This is a genomic window from Sphingomonas sp. DC5200-1 (assembly GCF_049897245.1).
GTDB lineage: Bacteria > Pseudomonadota > Alphaproteobacteria > Sphingomonadales > Sphingomonadaceae > Sphingomonas > Sphingomonas aquatilis.
Genome location: NZ_JAFCVW010000001.1, coordinates 19,279 through 34,322, shown reverse-complemented (window position 1 = coordinate 34,322; position 15,044 = coordinate 19,279). Strand labels below are relative to the sequence as shown.

General features: G+C 65.2%; 27 protein-coding genes and 2 tRNA genes. 13 read left to right on the top strand and 16 right to left on the bottom strand.

Annotation, left to right across the window (positions count from 1 at the left end; all coding sequences use genetic code 11):
- Positions 1 to 14 precede the first annotated feature (14 nt).
- The 4 genes from ACP7A3_RS00265 to ACP7A3_RS00250 all read left to right on the top strand — a co-directional run bounded on the left by ACP7A3_RS00265 (position 15) and on the right by ACP7A3_RS00250 (position 3,593).
- On the top strand, positions 15 to 1,424 hold the full coding sequence (locus tag ACP7A3_RS00265; protein WP_426254536.1) for a M28 family peptidase: 1,410 nt from the start codon (positions 15 to 17) through the stop codon (positions 1,422 to 1,424).
- A 156-nt stretch (positions 1,425 to 1,580) separates the two neighbouring features.
- Positions 1,581 to 1,844: a hypothetical protein gene (locus ACP7A3_RS00260; protein ID WP_017978999.1), complete on the top strand. Its 264-nt coding sequence runs from the start codon at positions 1,581 to 1,583 to the stop codon at positions 1,842 to 1,844.
- A gap of 171 nt (positions 1,845 to 2,015) precedes the next feature.
- Positions 2,016 to 2,091, top strand: a tRNA-Ile gene (locus tag ACP7A3_RS00255).
- Positions 2,092 to 2,288: 197 nt separating this feature from the next.
- A complete protein-coding gene (locus ACP7A3_RS00250; RefSeq protein ID WP_426254535.1) occupies positions 2,289 to 3,593 on the top strand; it encodes a tyrosine-type recombinase/integrase in 1,305 nt (434 codons plus the stop codon).
- Here ACP7A3_RS00250 and ACP7A3_RS00245 read toward each other — a convergent pair.
- The 14 genes from ACP7A3_RS00245 to ACP7A3_RS00180 form a co-directional block, all read right to left on the bottom strand.
- Positions 3,578 to 3,787: a helix-turn-helix transcriptional regulator gene (locus ACP7A3_RS00245; protein ID WP_241891415.1), complete on the bottom strand. Its 210-nt coding sequence runs from the start codon at positions 3,785 to 3,787 to the stop codon at positions 3,578 to 3,580. The two genes, ACP7A3_RS00250 and ACP7A3_RS00245, sit on opposite strands and share 16 nt — an antisense overlap.
- Positions 3,784 to 4,173: a thermonuclease family protein gene (locus ACP7A3_RS00240; protein ID WP_426254534.1), complete on the bottom strand. Its 390-nt coding sequence runs from the start codon at positions 4,171 to 4,173 to the stop codon at positions 3,784 to 3,786. The genes ACP7A3_RS00245 and ACP7A3_RS00240 overlap by 4 nt, the downstream gene beginning before the upstream one ends.
- Positions 4,170 to 4,526 (bottom strand): DUF4326 domain-containing protein, encoded by a 357-nt coding sequence (locus tag ACP7A3_RS00235; RefSeq protein ID WP_426254533.1) that lies wholly within the window; start codon positions 4,524 to 4,526, stop codon positions 4,170 to 4,172. Before ACP7A3_RS00235 ends, ACP7A3_RS00240 begins: the two co-directional genes overlap by 4 nt.
- Positions 4,523 to 4,768, bottom strand: coding sequence for a hypothetical protein (locus tag ACP7A3_RS00230; RefSeq protein WP_426254532.1), 246 nt, complete (start codon positions 4,766 to 4,768; stop codon positions 4,523 to 4,525). Before ACP7A3_RS00230 ends, ACP7A3_RS00235 begins: the two co-directional genes overlap by 4 nt.
- A gap of 189 nt (positions 4,769 to 4,957) precedes the next feature.
- Positions 4,958 to 5,293, bottom strand: coding sequence for a hypothetical protein (locus tag ACP7A3_RS00225; RefSeq protein WP_426254531.1), 336 nt, complete (start codon positions 5,291 to 5,293; stop codon positions 4,958 to 4,960).
- A complete protein-coding gene (locus tag ACP7A3_RS00220; protein WP_426254530.1) occupies positions 5,290 to 6,819 on the bottom strand; it encodes a Lar family restriction alleviation protein in 1,530 nt (509 codons plus the stop codon). Before ACP7A3_RS00220 ends, ACP7A3_RS00225 begins: the two co-directional genes overlap by 4 nt.
- On the bottom strand, positions 6,809 to 7,096 hold the full coding sequence (locus tag ACP7A3_RS00215) for a hypothetical protein (RefSeq protein ID WP_426254529.1): 288 nt from the start codon (positions 7,094 to 7,096) through the stop codon (positions 6,809 to 6,811). The genes ACP7A3_RS00220 and ACP7A3_RS00215 overlap by 11 nt, the downstream gene beginning before the upstream one ends.
- Positions 7,093 to 7,524: a hypothetical protein gene (locus ACP7A3_RS00210; protein WP_241891407.1), complete on the bottom strand. Its 432-nt coding sequence runs from the start codon at positions 7,522 to 7,524 to the stop codon at positions 7,093 to 7,095. The genes ACP7A3_RS00215 and ACP7A3_RS00210 overlap by 4 nt, the downstream gene beginning before the upstream one ends.
- Positions 7,514 to 7,963: a hypothetical protein gene (locus tag ACP7A3_RS00205; protein ID WP_426254528.1), complete on the bottom strand. Its 450-nt coding sequence runs from the start codon at positions 7,961 to 7,963 to the stop codon at positions 7,514 to 7,516. Before ACP7A3_RS00205 ends, ACP7A3_RS00210 begins: the two co-directional genes overlap by 11 nt.
- Positions 7,960 to 8,214, bottom strand: coding sequence for a hypothetical protein (locus tag ACP7A3_RS00200; RefSeq protein WP_241891322.1), 255 nt, complete (start codon positions 8,212 to 8,214; stop codon positions 7,960 to 7,962). Before ACP7A3_RS00200 ends, ACP7A3_RS00205 begins: the two co-directional genes overlap by 4 nt.
- A complete protein-coding gene (locus ACP7A3_RS00195) occupies positions 8,211 to 8,609 on the bottom strand; it encodes a hypothetical protein (RefSeq protein ID WP_426254527.1) in 399 nt (132 codons plus the stop codon). Before ACP7A3_RS00195 ends, ACP7A3_RS00200 begins: the two co-directional genes overlap by 4 nt.
- The gene (locus tag ACP7A3_RS00190) at positions 8,606 to 8,899 is read right to left on the bottom strand and encodes a hypothetical protein (protein ID WP_426254526.1); all 294 of its coding nucleotides are present in this window, start codon (positions 8,897 to 8,899) and stop codon (positions 8,606 to 8,608) included. Before ACP7A3_RS00190 ends, ACP7A3_RS00195 begins: the two co-directional genes overlap by 4 nt.
- 244 nt (positions 8,900 to 9,143) lie before the next feature.
- Positions 9,144 to 9,518, bottom strand: a complete 375-nt coding sequence (locus ACP7A3_RS00185; RefSeq protein ID WP_426254525.1) for a hypothetical protein — start codon at positions 9,516 to 9,518, stop codon at positions 9,144 to 9,146.
- A 1-nt stretch (position 9,519) separates the two neighbouring features.
- A complete protein-coding gene (locus ACP7A3_RS00180) occupies positions 9,520 to 9,897 on the bottom strand; it encodes an HIRAN domain-containing protein (protein WP_426254524.1) in 378 nt (125 codons plus the stop codon).
- 64 nt (positions 9,898 to 9,961) lie between these two features.
- On the opposite strand from ACP7A3_RS00180, the gene ACP7A3_RS00175 reads away from it, so the two are divergent.
- Positions 9,962 to 10,034: transfer RNA gene (locus tag ACP7A3_RS00175), tRNA-OTHER, on the top strand.
- A gap of 13 nt (positions 10,035 to 10,047) precedes the next feature.
- Here the strand turns inward: ACP7A3_RS00175 and ACP7A3_RS00170 are convergent.
- Positions 10,048 to 10,746: a hypothetical protein gene (locus ACP7A3_RS00170; RefSeq protein ID WP_426254523.1), complete on the bottom strand. Its 699-nt coding sequence runs from the start codon at positions 10,744 to 10,746 to the stop codon at positions 10,048 to 10,050.
- 62 nt (positions 10,747 to 10,808) lie between these two features.
- Complete coding sequence (locus tag ACP7A3_RS00165) at positions 10,809 to 11,480, bottom strand: S24 family peptidase (protein ID WP_426254522.1); 672 nt, start codon at positions 11,478 to 11,480, stop codon at positions 10,809 to 10,811.
- A gap of 56 nt (positions 11,481 to 11,536) precedes the next feature.
- Between ACP7A3_RS00165 and ACP7A3_RS00160 the strand changes: the two genes are divergently transcribed.
- Genes ACP7A3_RS00160 through ACP7A3_RS00125 form a run of 8 tightly spaced genes read left to right on the top strand, consistent with a single transcriptional unit; the run spans position 11,537 to position 15,043 of the window.
- Positions 11,537 to 11,761 (top strand): helix-turn-helix domain-containing protein, encoded by a 225-nt coding sequence (locus tag ACP7A3_RS00160; protein ID WP_426254521.1) that lies wholly within the window; start codon positions 11,537 to 11,539, stop codon positions 11,759 to 11,761.
- Entirely contained in the window at positions 11,761 to 11,931 is a 171-nt protein-coding gene (locus tag ACP7A3_RS00155; protein WP_426254520.1) for a hypothetical protein, read from the top strand. The genes ACP7A3_RS00160 and ACP7A3_RS00155 overlap by 1 nt, the downstream gene beginning before the upstream one ends.
- On the top strand, positions 11,928 to 12,404 hold the full coding sequence (locus tag ACP7A3_RS00150; protein ID WP_426254519.1) for a phage regulatory CII family protein: 477 nt from the start codon (positions 11,928 to 11,930) through the stop codon (positions 12,402 to 12,404). Before ACP7A3_RS00155 ends, ACP7A3_RS00150 begins: the two co-directional genes overlap by 4 nt.
- 41 nt (positions 12,405 to 12,445) lie before the next feature.
- The gene (locus ACP7A3_RS00145) at positions 12,446 to 12,610 is read left to right on the top strand and encodes a hypothetical protein (RefSeq protein WP_426254518.1); all 165 of its coding nucleotides are present in this window, start codon (positions 12,446 to 12,448) and stop codon (positions 12,608 to 12,610) included.
- Positions 12,607 to 13,851, top strand: a complete 1,245-nt coding sequence (locus ACP7A3_RS00140; protein WP_426254517.1) for a DNA-methyltransferase — start codon at positions 12,607 to 12,609, stop codon at positions 13,849 to 13,851. The genes ACP7A3_RS00145 and ACP7A3_RS00140 overlap by 4 nt, the downstream gene beginning before the upstream one ends.
- Positions 13,852 to 14,451 (top strand): hypothetical protein, encoded by a 600-nt coding sequence (locus tag ACP7A3_RS00135; RefSeq protein ID WP_426254516.1) that lies wholly within the window; start codon positions 13,852 to 13,854, stop codon positions 14,449 to 14,451.
- Entirely contained in the window at positions 14,451 to 14,672 is a 222-nt protein-coding gene (locus ACP7A3_RS00130) for a hypothetical protein (RefSeq protein ID WP_426254515.1), read from the top strand. Before ACP7A3_RS00135 ends, ACP7A3_RS00130 begins: the two co-directional genes overlap by 1 nt.
- 41 nt (positions 14,673 to 14,713) lie before the next feature.
- Positions 14,714 to 15,043, top strand: coding sequence for a hypothetical protein (locus ACP7A3_RS00125; protein ID WP_426268136.1), 330 nt, complete (start codon positions 14,714 to 14,716; stop codon positions 15,041 to 15,043).
- The last annotated feature ends 1 nt before the right edge of the window (position 15,044 follow it).

Below are 15,044 nucleotides of genomic sequence, written 5' to 3'. Positions count from 1 at the left end.
GGGATTTACCGAATATGACGCGCGTCGCCCTCGCCCTGCTCTCCCTCGCCGCGACCACCGCCCTACCCGGCCTCGCGTTCGCGCAGCGGACCGCCCCGCCCGTCCCCGCCCCCGTCGATCCCAAGGTCGCCGCGCTGCGCGATGCGGCGCTGACCGACACGCTGGCCTATGACATCGTCGAGGGGCTGACGACCGAGGTCGGCCAGCGGCTGGCGGCGACCGATGCCGAAGCGCGCGCGCGAATTTGGGCGGTTGCGAAGCTCAAGTCGCTCGGCTTCAAGAACGTGCATGTCGAGGAATATCAGATGCCCGTCTGGCTGCGCGGCACCGAGACGGCGGAGGTGGTCGCCCCCTTCCCGCAACAGCTGAAGCTGGTGGCGCTCGGCAATTCGGGCGCGACGCCGGCGAGCGGCCTCACCGCGCCGCTCGTCGTGTTCAAGAGCTATGGCGAGCTCGCCAATGCCGCGCCCGACAGCGTGCGCGGCAAGATCGTCTATGTCGGCAATGCGATGGACCCCACGCAGGACGGGTCGAGCTATGGCGCCTATGGCCCGGCGCGCTTCGTCGGGCCGGCGCTGGCGGCGAAAATGGGCGCCGCGGCGATCGTGATCAAATCGATCGGCACCGATCCCCATCGCAACCCGCACACCGGCGGCACCAATTTCCCGGCCGGCACCGCCCCCATCCCCGCCGCGGCGCTGTCCGTTTCCGATGGCGACCAAATCGAGCGGATCGCCGCCCGTGGCAAGCCGATCACGCTGAAGCTGACGCTCACCCCGCGCTTCGCGGGCACCGGCACCTCGGGCAACGTCATTGCCGAAGTGCCGGGCAGCGATCCCAAGGCCGGCGTCGTGCTGGTCGGCGGGCACCTCGACAGCTGGGACCTCGGCACCGGTGCGATCGACGATGCGAGCGGCGTCGCGATTACCACCGCGGCGGCCAAGCGCCTGCTCGACGGTCCGCGGCCGCGCCGCACGATCCGCGTCGTCTGGTTCGGTGCCGAAGAGCCGGGCGGCTATGGCGGCAAGGACTATGCCCGCGTCCACGGCCAGGAACGCCACGCCATCGCCAGCGAGAGCGACTTCGGCGCCGACCGCGTCTGGCGGTTCGAGGTGAACCTTCCCGACAGTGCGAAGCCGGTGGCGGATCGCCTGCAAAGTGCGCTCGCGCCGCTCGGCATCGCACGTGGCGCCGGTGTGGGCGGCGACGGCACCGATGTCGGCCCGACGCTGGCGCTGGGCGTCGCGGCGGTCGATCTCAACCAGGACGGTACGCGCTATTTCGATACGCACCACACGCCCGACGACACGCTCGAGCGGATCGACCCCGTGCAGCTGCGCCAGAACGTCGCTGCGTGGACGACAATGCTGGGCGTCGTCGCCAACGCGCCGGAGGAGATCGGGCCCGTCACGCCACGTCGTTGAACCGCCGTTGCGGCCCGACCTAACCCGCGGAGAAGGCCCATTTGCTTTCATTTCGATGAATTTCATGATTGACCGCGGGGAGTCGTGCGGTATTTGGGCTGCCTCGCGACGGCGATCGGGCCGGCCGCGATTTTTGCTTTGCTTGGGAGCATTCGAATGAAGAAGATCGCTTTCGTTCTCGCTGCCGCCGGCCTGATGTCCGTCGCTGCCTGCTCGAAGTCGCCTGAAGCCGCCGCCGTTGAGAACAACGCGGACATGCTGGCGGACAACATGGAAATGCAGGCCGACAACCTGGACGCCATGGCCGACAACACCTCGAACGCGACTGCCGAAGCGGTTCTCGAGAACAAGGCCGACAACATCAACGCCGCTGCGGACAACGTCCGTGACGCCGCTGAAGCCAAGGCGGACAACATGTAATCGCGCTGCGTCGGGCATTCGCTCGACGCGCCGATCTGCTGTTGCACGATCGAAAGGGGCGTTTCCCATGCGGGAAGCGCCCCTTTTCTATTGCCGTTTCTGTGGGGATCGCGCGGTTCCCATCTTTCGCTTCTCGCCAAGCTGGGCTAGCGCACGGCCAGCATCATGGCGGGGCCTGTAGCTCAATGGTTAGAGCTGGCCGCTCATAACGGCTAGGTTGCGGGTTCGAGTCCTGCCGGGCCCACCAAATGCTAGTGTCATGGGGTTCATACCTCTGCATACCTGCGCACTACGGCGCCTTTTGAGCCACATTTGTTTCTCATTCGTTCTCATAGTAGAACGGACCAGCGCGGCGCGCTTGGGGTAATCGCTGGGGGTATCCGAATCACGGATCGCTCCCGATACCCCCAAACCGGCGGCGCAGGTGAGCATCTGGGGTGATTCATGCCGCTGACCGTCGTCGAAGTTCGCAACGCAAAGCCAGCCGAAAAGCCGTACAAGGTGGCCGACGAAAAAGGCCTCTACCTGTTCGTCACGCCGACCGGCGCAAAGTCTTGGCGCCTCAAATATCGGTACGGCGGCAAAGAGAAGGTTCTGACCTTCGGCCAATTCCCGGAGGTGCCCCTCGCCGAAGCCCGCGAGCGACGCGACGCCGCGCGCGCCACGCTGCGCCTCAACAAGGATCCGGCGATCGAAGCCGAACGCGAGCGGCGCGCAGCGATCGCGGCAGTCGGCGCCGCCTTCAAGACATCGGCGGTGGCCTGGCATGAGGACGAGCGGCCGCGCTGGTCGGCGCGACATGCGACGGTGGTGATGAACGCCCTGGAGCGCGACGTCTTCCCGGACCTTGGCCGCCTGCCGATCAGCGACATCGACGGCCCCCTCATCCTCAAAGTGCTGCGCAAGATAGAACGGCGCGGATCGATCGAGACGGCGAAGCGCGTGCTGGGCTACATTTCCGCGATCTTCGTCCGCGCAAAGGGCGAGCATCTGGTGGCCGTCAACCCAACGACCGACCTGATCCATGCGCTGAAGCCTACGCCTCGTGGCGCCAAGCAGCCCGCGATTACCGGCCTTTCCGACCTGGCAAAGCTGCAGCGTACCGTCGATGGGTCGACGTCCAGCCCCACGACGAAGCTCGCCTCGCGCCTGCTTGCCCTGACTGCTATCCGTGTCGGCGTTCTGCGCACCGCGACCTGGGCAGAATTCGAGGGCATCGATTGGGCCAATCCCGATCAGCGGCCGGCGGCGGCCGTCTGGCGTATCTCGGCAGAGCGGATGAAGCTCGACGTCGAGGACAAGGGCGATGAGGCGTTCGATCACGATGTGCCCCTGACGTCGCAGATGATCGATGCCCTCCGCGCGCTGCATCGCCTCACCGGACGCGGCAAGCTGCTGTTCCCCGGTGGTAAGTCCGCGCGCGAGCCGATGAGCGATGCCGCGCTGAGCACGCTCTATAAGCGGATGGACGGCGGCACCTATAAGGGGCGGCATGTCCCGCATGGCTGGCGCTCCGCGTTCTCCACGCTCATGAACGAGTGGGCTATGGAGCACGGGAAGGAAGGCGACCGACTGCTGATCGACCTGATGCTGGCGCACCGGCCGAAGGGCGTGTCCGGCAGCGAGTTTGCCTACATGCGCGCGAAATTCGCAGCGCGGCGGCGCGCCCTCGCCGAGGTGTGGTCCGAGATGATCTCGCGAGGACTGGAGCACCCAGACGGCCTTCTACGCGATCAGGCGGCGCGATAGCCGAGCGGGTCCGCGATGAAGGCGTCCACGTCGCTCTTGTAGAAGGCGACGGACTTCGGCCCCAGCTGAACCTTCTGCGGGAAAGTCTTAGCCGCGACACGCCGGTAGATCGTGGCCACGGATAGGCCGGTGCGCTGCTTCACTTCCTTCACGCGCAGCAGGCTGTCCGTGCGGCGGTCGACCGTATCGGTCATCGACAATCTCCCATTCGATATTGGCGCCAGTACCGATCCCAGCGGACAGCGGCGCCGGCGGCGATCGCGGCGCACGACAGAGACCGCCCGTCGGGCAGCGTGCAGCGCGCCACGATCCGGCTATAGCTCCGACCGGTCGACTGACAGATCAGGCGGCGGCCGAGCGTCAGGCGCGAGACGATCAGCCGTGCGCGCTCTGCGGCGACGTCGTCGCAGGTATATGCGGCACGGCGCGCGGGCGGACGGCGGCACGGGGCCGCATCTTCGAAGTCCGGCGCCTGGATGCCAGCGACGCGGACCTTCTGGCCCGATCGGCACCACAGCGGCCCGTCCCCGTCATGGACGCGAACGACCTCGCACACGAACGGCGGAAGCGGCGGCATCATGGCTGCTGCTCCTTCAGGAGGGCTGGGCCGTTCGCCAATTCGAGCAGCACGTCGGCATGGCAGGGCTGGTCGAGCGCACACCAGCAGGCGAGATTCTTGCCGCGCAGCTTGCCGATCGCAGACCGATATAGCGCCCGGTGCAGGCTCCCCTCCGGCTGGTTCAAGCCTTCCAGCATATCCGCGCGGAATTTGGCGACGCATTCCGCTGCGGTGCCATCAATGCCGACGATATTCTGATTCCCGTATCGGGTCGGCCGCGCGACCGACACGGTATTCGCCGGCATCCGCCAGCCCTTCCTGCGGGATAGCTGCACACGGCGGGGCGCACAAATCGCGGGCACGTCGGGGGTCATGGGCGTGTCTCCATGGCAATCGCGGCTCGCCTGGCCACGAGGTGCGAAATGCGGATGAACTCGGCGAGTGCGCTGGCTACGAAATCGTCACCAGCGGCCGGCTTATCGGAATAGACGTCGAGGACGCGGGCAAGCGGGGTCAGCAAGCCGATCTGGTGCTGGATCGCCAGCGCGTCTCGCTGGGCGTCTTCCGGGCAACCTGCAACGTTTCCTTGCAGGTTCGCCCCCTTCTCATTGTCCATTGGGCGTGTCCCGGATGGAGGGGTCACGAGGACGGAAGCATTTTCCACGCAGGAAGCGATTGCCATCCTCCGGTCGATTGGACACCGGGAAGCATGGCCGGCATCCAATGAACCCGTCTTCGTCGATGTGTGCGTGGCTTTCGGGGATTTTGGCGCCGCAAGCCTCGCATTGCGGATAAACAACGCCCATCACTTCCCCCCGTCCTGCTGGCCGATGGTGGCGAGAACGGCCCAAAGTGCCTTAGACGCGACGTGGATGGCTTGATCCTGGTTGTAGGTCAGCTTTCCGCGACACTTCAGGTCATCGGTGATTGCGTGGACGACAGCTTCGGCAACGCCCATGGCCGGCGATCGGGTGATGAGGCCAACGGCGCCACCATGGATGATCGCATGTGCGCCAAGGGCCTGCCACCACGGCACACCCGGTAGCGGAGCCGTGCGGTTCTTAGCCTTCGCGAGGAAGTCGCCTTGCAGCGGATAGTCAGCGACCGCGTGCGCCGCGATCATGGTGAGGAAGCGCTTCATGCCAGCCCCTCCAGCCACTGGATCGTGTCAGCCCAGCGCCGCTCATCGTCGGCGTTGCACTCCATGGTGCGCTGCACGACGTGGAGGGTGCGCTTTGCTTCAGCGATCACGAACGCCAAGTCTTTTGCCCGCTCTCCCCCGATGGTGGCGGCAGTACCGCTGTCCGTGAGGGCGATCAGGCGCTTGATGTAGCGAACGGCGACTTCAGCCTGCGATGCGAGGTAGGTCAGCGCAGCCGAAGGATCATCCTTCTGTTGCTCCACCGCAGCCTCGAAGCGGACAACGTAATCGGCTGCCTTCGCGACGGTCAGGATATAGGCCTCCCGCACGCTCGCGGTCGCGGTGGCCTTGGGGGAGGCGGCGGCAAACGCAAGCATCGCTTCTACGGCCATGCGGCTCGAATAACCGACACGTCTGCCAAACATATCGACCAGCAGTTTCCGTGCGTCCCCCTCCCCGCTCGTCAGCCCCTCCACCTGTGGGGCGGCGCAGCGAATGAGGTCTGCAATTTCTTGACCATGATCCCGGCAGTAATCGCGCTCGCGATCGGACATGTAGCCCGTCGGCTCATGTCCCTCTGCAATCTTCGCGGCCTGTTCGAGCATCCGGTTAGTCGCGGGGGATATGGCGAGAGGTGTTACCCCCTCGCCACCTTCCGTCACTTCGCTGACGTCTTGACCGCGCACATTGCGTTGGCCGCATTGCATGCTGCCTGCGAGAACCGCATCGCGTCCTCCGACTTGTCCGCTGATGCTGCCTTCTCGATCAGCTTCGTTACGTGGGCTGCATTTTCCATCGGGTTCTACCTCCGAAATGTCCGCGCATGGGAAATCACCAGCAGGGCGCGGATGAGCCTGCTGACCTTGTGAATTGGTCTGTTGCGCGGCGGGTCGCAGACTTGGATAAGCACGATCGATCAGGTCGTTCGCGATGTCAGCGAGGCCCCAACCCCAATAACCTTTGAGAAAAGGGTTATCGTGCATCCATGAAAGCGGCTCGGAAAGTGCTTGCCACGCGGCCTTAAAATCCACGCTCTGCCCCTCCCCCGCACCGGCCATGTCGGTAGACGCGAGGGCGGTTGGCAACAGGTCGCCTTCATCCATGCCTTCGTTACGGTGATCCCAAGCGTGATCGATCACCTCGTCGCTTATCTGCGTCGAAGGCAGCTTAACGGACGCCCATGCGTAGGCGGCGATGAACCCGCGCTCAAAATACTGCCGCCCGAAGTCCAACGCCTCCCGCAGTTCATCTCCCCCGCGTGCCGGGGTGCGGGTGTTCCACAGGCGAATTGCTTCGTCGCGGTTGTCGCTATGCCCTCCGCATGCGCCGCATTCATCGCACTCGACATACCAACCTGCCGGAACCAATCCAGCAGCGAGGTTGGCGACAGTGCCAGCTTTTGCGTCGCCCGGCTCGGCATACTTCTGGCTCTGGGAAACGGATGGGTTGAACTCGCTGTGCGATCCGCAATGCGGACACGGCTTCAGCGCCCTCGTGACCTCTGGCGTGCTTTGGTTAGCGGGCATGGGGATGGCTCCGACCTGCGCGGGCGCGCGCGAGGGCTGGCACGGCGACGGCCTCGTCGACGCGGTGCTGGGGGAATGCCGACGCGTGCGGCGCGTCCGAGGCGGCTTGGGGTTCGGGATAGAGGACCTCGATCCGGCCCATCGCGAGGCTGATGATGCGCCGCCATTGCGGCACAGTCGTTATGATGATCGCATAGGCCGAGGCGATGCCCGCCCCGGCGAAGACGCAGAGGGACAGCACGCCCGCGACATGCGCGGCATGATCAAGCCAGGTCATCGGCGATCTCGCAAATAGGGGTCGAATTCGGTTTGGCGGTAAGGTCGATGAGCCCAGCCATCAGGGAGCACCCAGGCAAGCAGCCCGGCCGGTGTGATGACGCGGATGCGACCGTCAGCCTTCGGCTTCACGGGCACCAGTGGGCACTCGAACGCGAAGACCGCGGGCAGCGTACCGATGCCGGTCCAGATTTCGGACTGGTTTGCCTGCCGCTTCACCGTCATCGACTTGGCCGTCGGGATGTCGATATTGAGACGGATCATTGCCGCCTCTTGCTCTTCGGTGAATCGGGCACCGCCCTCCCAGCCGAACGCGTTCTTCGTCGCGCCACGGATCGTACCGAACCACGGGTCCTTCGGCTTGCTGGGGATCCAGTAAGCGACGGGTGGTTGCCGGGCGACGGGCGGCTTGTTCGGGTCAGCCAGCATCGCGGCTTGCCTCCAGATAGGCGATCGCGTCACGGCCAGCCTGCGCGCGCAGACCAGCGCCGCGCGCAGTGACGCGGGCGATTTTCGCCTCGACCTCAGCCTCACGTTGATCCCGCGCTGCGGCATCCGTCGCGACTTCGATGTGGTTGCGGATGGCGAGCAGCGTCGGCAGCTGGCGCTTGCGGGGCGTCCGCAGGCTCACCGCGGTCGACAGAATGAGCGCCAGGGCACGCGCCGGCAGCTTCAGTTTCTCGGCTCGCGCGCTGATCTGGTCCCGCAGGTCGGCGCGCTCCCGCTTCATGCTGGCGATCCGCTCGTATGCCTGGGCCTCGTCGAGATCGAGGATGAGGTTGGTGAGCTGTTCGAGGCGGGAGGCGACGAACTGCATTTCCTCGATCGCTTGCATCAGGTCGGGATCGGTGATTGTGCCGGCGCTCATGTCCGCACCCCCGGCGCCGATAGAACGCCCTGTTCGCGGCTGAGCACAGTCACGACGCTGCGGCCGTCGAGGATGAGACGATCGCCGGTCGCCAGCTTCACGCAGGTGCAGCCGAAGGCCGCAGCCGCGCACACCGCCTTGGCATGCGAACGGATGGCCTCGTCAGCCTGCTCGTAATCCGCGCGCCGATCAATCCGCTCCATCCAGCGGTTTACGGCATGGCGGGTGACGCTGATGTGGTGGCCGGTCATTGCTCACCGCCCTGCGCGGCAAGCTCGCGCTCCCATTCGGCGCGATCAGGCCAGCGCTGCCAATATGCCGCGGCGAGCGCGACGGCCTCCCGCGTCGGCAGGCCCAGCTCGAACGACTTCCACCCCATCGCATGCTGCTGCTTGTGGCAGTCGTCACACAGGGGAATGCAGTGGCGGTCGGCGACCTTGGTTGAGGTGCCCTTCCCGCCCGCATGGTCGACGTGGGCGGCGACAATCGGGTTCGACCGGTCGCCGGGCGCATACATGCAGCGCGCGCACGGCAGCTTCCGCAGCCAGCGCTTGAACTTGTCCGCGCACTTCCATGCGGGGCGTCCGGCGCGGGGCGGCTTGCGGGTCGTGAACATCGACCGGGGTAGCGAGCCGGCGCGCATCATGCCGCAGCCACGTCGAGATACGCGCGGGCGGCGGTCCGCATCGCGTCCTCCCCCACCCGGCGATCCGCGATCCCAAGCTGGGCCTCGGCGTCCGCGGATGCCTCCAGCGCCGCTTCGAGCGCGCTTGCAAGGCAGTGCGTCACCTCGTTGAGGTATGGGCGAAGGCGGCGTTCGAAGTGCTCGCCGCCGCGGGTGACGATCATCAGCTCCGGCAGCGCATCGGCAATGTGACAGGCGGCATCAGCGAGCAACGCAGCGATCGCGGCGGCAGGATCTGCGGCCTCCGTCACGCCCGCCTCTGCCGCGCCTGCACCGCTGCCCCGCTCGCCACAGCGAACAACCGGCTTGCCTGCTCATACGGGCTCAGTGCCTCGAAGCGATCACGCTCTTGGCGGAACCTCTGCTGCTCGATCTGGGATGCGGCTGTTGCCACGGGTTGCCTCCACGACCGCTCTATGCGGTGATGAGGGCAGCCTATATTCCCTTATGCATATTTACAAGCCATAAAATGCACTGGGGAATATTATTTCAGCATTATCGCGGGCATCTATCTTTCGGATAAACCTCGTCGAAGCCCGCTTGATAACCCTGCGCATCGTCGCTGCTGTCACGATCGGCATCGGGAGAAACCACGGCAAACCCGGTGCCCCGCTCGACGAGGAAACGGCGCCAACCGACGTAGGCGCCCATCATGTTTTTGGCGTTCACCAAGCCGCAGATAATCTTCGGTTCTGACGGCGCCTTGCCGTCGACCAGCCGCACCTCCGTGAACTTGGCGCTCGCCGCGTCGGTGAGAGTGCGCTGCAATCCGCCCCGAGCTTCGCTCTCGAGCGCTGCGGTAGTGCCTGGTATAAATTGGCATCCACCGAGGGCGGTCAGGGTCAGCAGGATCAGCGACGCGCGGTTCATATCAGTCGTCGTATACCGGATCAGGGTAGAAGCCGCTATCGTCTGGTGTATCTTGCTGCTGCGCCGCCGGCGGCAGCACCGGGTCTTCACCGTCGAATGCGACGCGCACCCATCCGACCCTCGGCTCGAGCGCCTGGAATATAGCCCGCACCTCATGCCCCTGCCGCATGAGGGTGCCGATCAGCACCGCCCGCTCCGATGGAAGGTAGCCCAGCTGAATCCGGCGGCAGGAGAAGACGGCGATCGCGTGCTCGTCGAACTGGTTCTTGGGCTCAGGCCGCAGCTCGACAGGCTCGCCAGGCCGGCAAATTTCAAGCTCGAAACGTCGCGCTGGCCCCCGCTTATTAGGGTAGTCTATGCCTACGATAGCAATGCTCATGCCCTGTTTGGTTGCACGCATATCATTCCGGGCCTACATGTCGTCCGACGTTGGTGGATCATAACGTAGCTCAGCGGATAGAGCACTTGGCCAGTCGGCGAAGGCGCGTCGGTTCAAATCCGATCGGAAGACTACCAACGTCACTCCTGTTCAAAGTGTGCGAAGTACGCACGCCTGAGCGACCAATTCGTCGTCTGATAACGGTTGGCGTTGCAGAGTGAGGTCGCCCTGCGGGGGCCACAACTGATCCAGCTTTGGGGATAGTGGGATGGCGTCGAGGGCCCATGCAGAATCTCGCTGGGCGCCCAGCACAACTGCAGCGAGGCCGCCGAGCGGCACCACGCCCACTAAAAAATTCGGCACCTCTGGTTCGCCGATCTCGCTTTCTACAAACCGGGCTGCCGACGTCATCGCCCCTTTGTTGGTCGAGCCGGAAATAACTCGGCCTAAAAGAATTCGCCAGTGTGGCGGAACGTCTTGATTTGACGAGAAATGCCGCCTGACATCAAAGGGGGTGGTCACCAAATCCGGAACCGATTGCTCATGAACCATGAACGACATTGTGAGCCAGCGAGCCAAGTCGGCCTGCGTAGAGCTCGGCACGGAATTCGTTTCGCCAGAAACCAAAGGCTGCAGGATTGGCTTCACTTTGACCTGCAGCCGACTCATCCAGCCGCCATTGCAGCGCTTGCAAACCTTTCGAATAGTCTGAGCGTACAGTGAACGATCCGCGCGCATGGTACCTGTTTCGAACAGGCCATCCGGCCGCAACACGTTATGAGAGGTAGTTTCGCCATCCGGAGGCAGGTATTTACGGAGCCACCTCGCGTAATAATGCTCTTTGGACATCCCGGGGCCGCCGCAAAATAGACAAGTCCCGCTCGGCTTGACAGATCTACGCTCCCTCCGGTTCACAAGTCTCTCGCAAAGCGGATAACTCTGCCCCAAATCACCACATCACCCGCATCAACTTCGTATGGCTCTATCGTCTTATTGTCGGAGATCACCACGATTCGCCTCCCGCCGGCGGTCGGGCGCAGCCGCTTGATCGTGGCGCCGCCATTGATCGAAGCCGCGTAGATGCGGTCGGAATGCAGCAACTGGTTCTGCGTCGTGTCGATCCAGACGAGATCGTTCGGCACAAGCGTCGGGAACATGCTGTCCCCTGCCCCGGCGGCCAAGCGCAGCCGGTGCGGCGGCGTGCGAGTGAACGACCGAACATAGGCTGCGTCGAAGGCGATCGGCTCTTCCTCGACATAGTCGTCGACGGTCGCGCCTGGCCCCATCGGCAGAGACAGGTCGAGGCGCGAAATCTCGACGATCTCACCGCCATCGACCGACCGCGCAACGGGCTGGTCGGGATGAGCCGCAACCGATCCGAGTGGTTCACTCTTGAAGCTTTCGAAGCTCACACCTGCCAGCTTGGCCATAGCGGCCAGACTGTCCCCGCTCGGCGTGAAAGTCCCCGCCTCCCACTTCGATACATTGGGCTGCCCGCCACCAACCTTGTTGGCGAAATCGGTTTGATTGAGCCCCAGCTGTCGCCGCAAAAGGCGGATATTGTCGGCGAGGACGTTGGACATGCCCAGTGCATAATCGACACCCCTCCGTGGGCCTAATGCCCTAGGGAATAAAGTAGTTGACGCACTATGCACTGGGGAATATTCTCCGGGTCATGGATGCGATCAAACAGACGCGCAAGAAGCTGGGGGCGACCCAGGCTGAGCTGGCAGAAATGCTGGGCATCAATCAGTCGACGGTTTCGCGGCTCGAGCGCGGAGCCCTTCCGATCGATCCGCGAACCGCCCTGGCGCTTGAGGCCCTGTCCGCACGCGCCCGCGTCGCAGAGCAGGCGCCCGTATAATGGCCTGTCATCCCGAACAGCCGTTCACGGCGGCGCAGGAGGATCGCATCCGCGAGATGATCCGCGAGGATCGCGCGGGCCACGGCCAGTCGGACGGCCTTGGGGGCGAGGTGCAGGGTGTCGCTGTTCATGACGATGCTTATGCGTCGGGATCGGACGCAAGGTCATGACGAAGCGCGTGCTAATTACGAAAAGCTCTTCGAAGCAGGCGGCGGCTGATGCACTCGCTGAGGCCAAGCGTCGCAACAAGTGGTCGAACGCCGACCTGGGCGACGCGATGGACTGCTCGGAGGGAAGCGTCCGGAACCGCCTCGACGATGAGGACGTCGCCAACCAGATGCTGGTGCATGAGCTGCGCCGCATCACCCAGGCCGACGGCCCGACGGTGGCGAACGGCATCTTCGCCGACACCAACTATCGCCTGACCCAGATCGACGCCTGCGGGGCGCCGGTGAACGCGCTCGCCTGTGCGGCTGAGCATGCGCGCACTGCGAGCGACCTGATCCAGGCGCTGGCCGACGGTCAGATCGACATCGACGAGGCCCGCCACCTGCTTCCGCAGATGGTGAGCCTATCGAACAGCCTGATGGGGCTGAAGGCCCATCTCCGAGCAATCATCGACGGCAGCGCGCCGAAGACCTGAGGACTGACGAAACGGCGGCAACCCCGCCCGGGAGATCAATGATGACGATGCGAACAGCGTCGATCCCGTCGCAGGGCGGGACGGCGGAGGAACCTCTGCGTCCTGCGGCGAGCGCTCTCGCTAAGGGCCTGTATGCCGTGAACGGCTGCGTCATGGGCTGGCACCCGGTGATCGGGCTGCCGCTGCCGGCAGAGCGCGCGCGGTGACTACCCGCATCCTCATCGGCGATGTGCGCGATCAGCTAAAGACCTTGGCGACGGCTTCGGTCGACTGTGTTGTCACGTCCCCGCCCTATTGGGGCCTGCGCGACTATGTGGTGGCCGGTCAGATCGGGCTGGAGCCGTCGTTGGGCGAACACCTCGAGGTAATGGTCGACGTATTCCGCGAGGTCCGCCGTGTCCTGAAGCAGCATGGCACCCTATGGCTCAACTATGGCGACTGCTACGCCGCGGCGCCCAATGGAAAGTCGGCAGCCGCATATAAGGCTGACGGCACCGACGACCGGACGTTCCGCGACAAGCCGTTCAGCACCGTCGGGCCGATCTACGTGCCGGACTTCGAGAAAACCTCGAGGGTCGGCACGAGCGCGAACGGCGGCAATCTGGCCGCAGCCCATGGCGGTCGTGTCGTCGCGGGCGGACAGCTGAAGCCCAAGGATCTGTGCATGATCCCGAACCGCTTGGCGATCGCGCTGCAGGATGACGGCTGGTACGTCCGATCCGAAATTATCTGGCACAAGCCCAACCCGATGCCCGAGTCGGTCTATGACCGGCCGACCAGCGCCCATGAGAAGATCTGGCTGCTGACCAAGGGCGAGGAATATTTCTACAACGACGAAGCGATCCGCGAGCCTGTCACCGGTGGCACACACGCGCGTGTAGCTCAGAACGTCGCGGCGCAGGCAGGTTCGAAGCGGGCGAACGGCGGCACGCGCCCGGATCGTCCGATGAAGGCAGTTGTGCGCGGATCCGCGAAGCCGGTAGGACCGAATTCCCGGGTCAATGTCGACCGCGTACCGGTGAGCCGAAAAGTTGCGGCCGACCGATCCGGCATACGCAACAACGCCAGCTATGACGCGGCCATGGGCAACTTCACGGGCCTGACCCGGAACGCCCGCAATGTCTGGACAATCGCGCCGCGCGCGTTTCGGGAGGCGCACTTCGCCACCTTCCCGCCGGCGCTGGCCGAGCGCTGCATTAAAGCAGGCGTTCCGTCATCGGTCTGCGGCTGCTGTGGCTGCGCGAGCGGCTGTGGTCCGATCTGCGAGGCCTTCCCGCGGCGCCCTGGCGTGGTGCTCGATCCATTTGGCGGCGCCGGGACGGTCGGTCTGGTCGCGGAGAAGCTGAAGCTCGACGCCGTCCTTATCGAACTGAACCCCGAATATGCCGGGATTGCCGAGCGCCGCCTAGCTGCCGCCCGCCCCGGCCCCACTCAGGAGGCCGCATAGATGGCTGACCAGATCGACCAAGCCCAGGCACTGGAGCAGGAGCACATTGCGCTGTCGCTCGGACGCGTAGGCGATGCGCCGCGGAAGACGGGCGCCGGCGTTTGTGAGGATTGCGAGCTCGACAGCCCCGCGCTGTTCGGCGGCTTGTGTGCCTGGTGCCATGACGGACGGGAACGGCCGGAGAGCGCGCAGCCCGCGCCGACGTTCGTGATCCGCCAGCCGGCGTCGGCGGCAGCGGCAGAGCCGGTCGCACCAGAGCCGGAAAAGCGGCTCACGTCACCGGGCAAGGGTATGGGCCGCGGATACAAGCCCGCCGCGATCGCGCGCCGCCAGGATCGCCGCCAGATCAACATCCACTTCCCGTCCGACCGCTACGACGACATCGTCCGCATTGCGACAGCAACCGGGTCGACGCCCAGCGCCTGGGCCCGCGGAGTCTTCATGGCGGCGCTCGGCGACGCGGCGTTCGAGCCCGGCCGCAAGCCCTTCATTCCAGCTGAGGTGATCCGCGCCGCGCGCGACGCCAGCCAGCCGCTAGACGTGTTCGTGACGGCGCTCATCGCCCGCGGGTTCGCCGCATACCAGCAGGAGGCGCGCTGATGCCCCGCCAGAACGTCGCGACTAACTGTCCCGCGATCGAGGACCGCTACGCCGACACGATGCGCGAACGCGCGATCCGACATTCGGGCGATATGCTCGTCAGCGCACAGCTGCGCGCCGGGCAGCATTATCTCGCCCTTCCGCTGGCTCGCGCAGTCGCGACGAGCATCGGGTTCGACCCGCGGTGTGTGCGCCCCGGCATTGGCGCGGCAATCGCATGACGGTCGCTCGGCTTTCCTCGGCTGCTGATCTCGATGCAGCGATGCGCGCGCGCGGCGACGAGCGGCGGCAGCGCGACGCCGACAAGACGGCTCGTCGTTTGGCCGCGCGCCGCGCCGGTAAAACGGCTCATGCGCCGCACCTGATCGCGATGCCGCGCATGGCCCTGCTGATGAGGGCCGGCGCGTTGCTCGGCAGCGCAAAGGCGTTGGCGGAGGCGATGGGGATCGGCGAGCGCGGTCTTCGCGCGAAGACAGGTGCCGAGCGTGGCGTGTCGAACAGCGACCTCCTATCGGCGGCGGCAGCCCTCGACGAACGGGCATCCGCCCTCACCCAGCATGCGCAGAAGCTGCGTGATGAGGCGGGGCAATAGC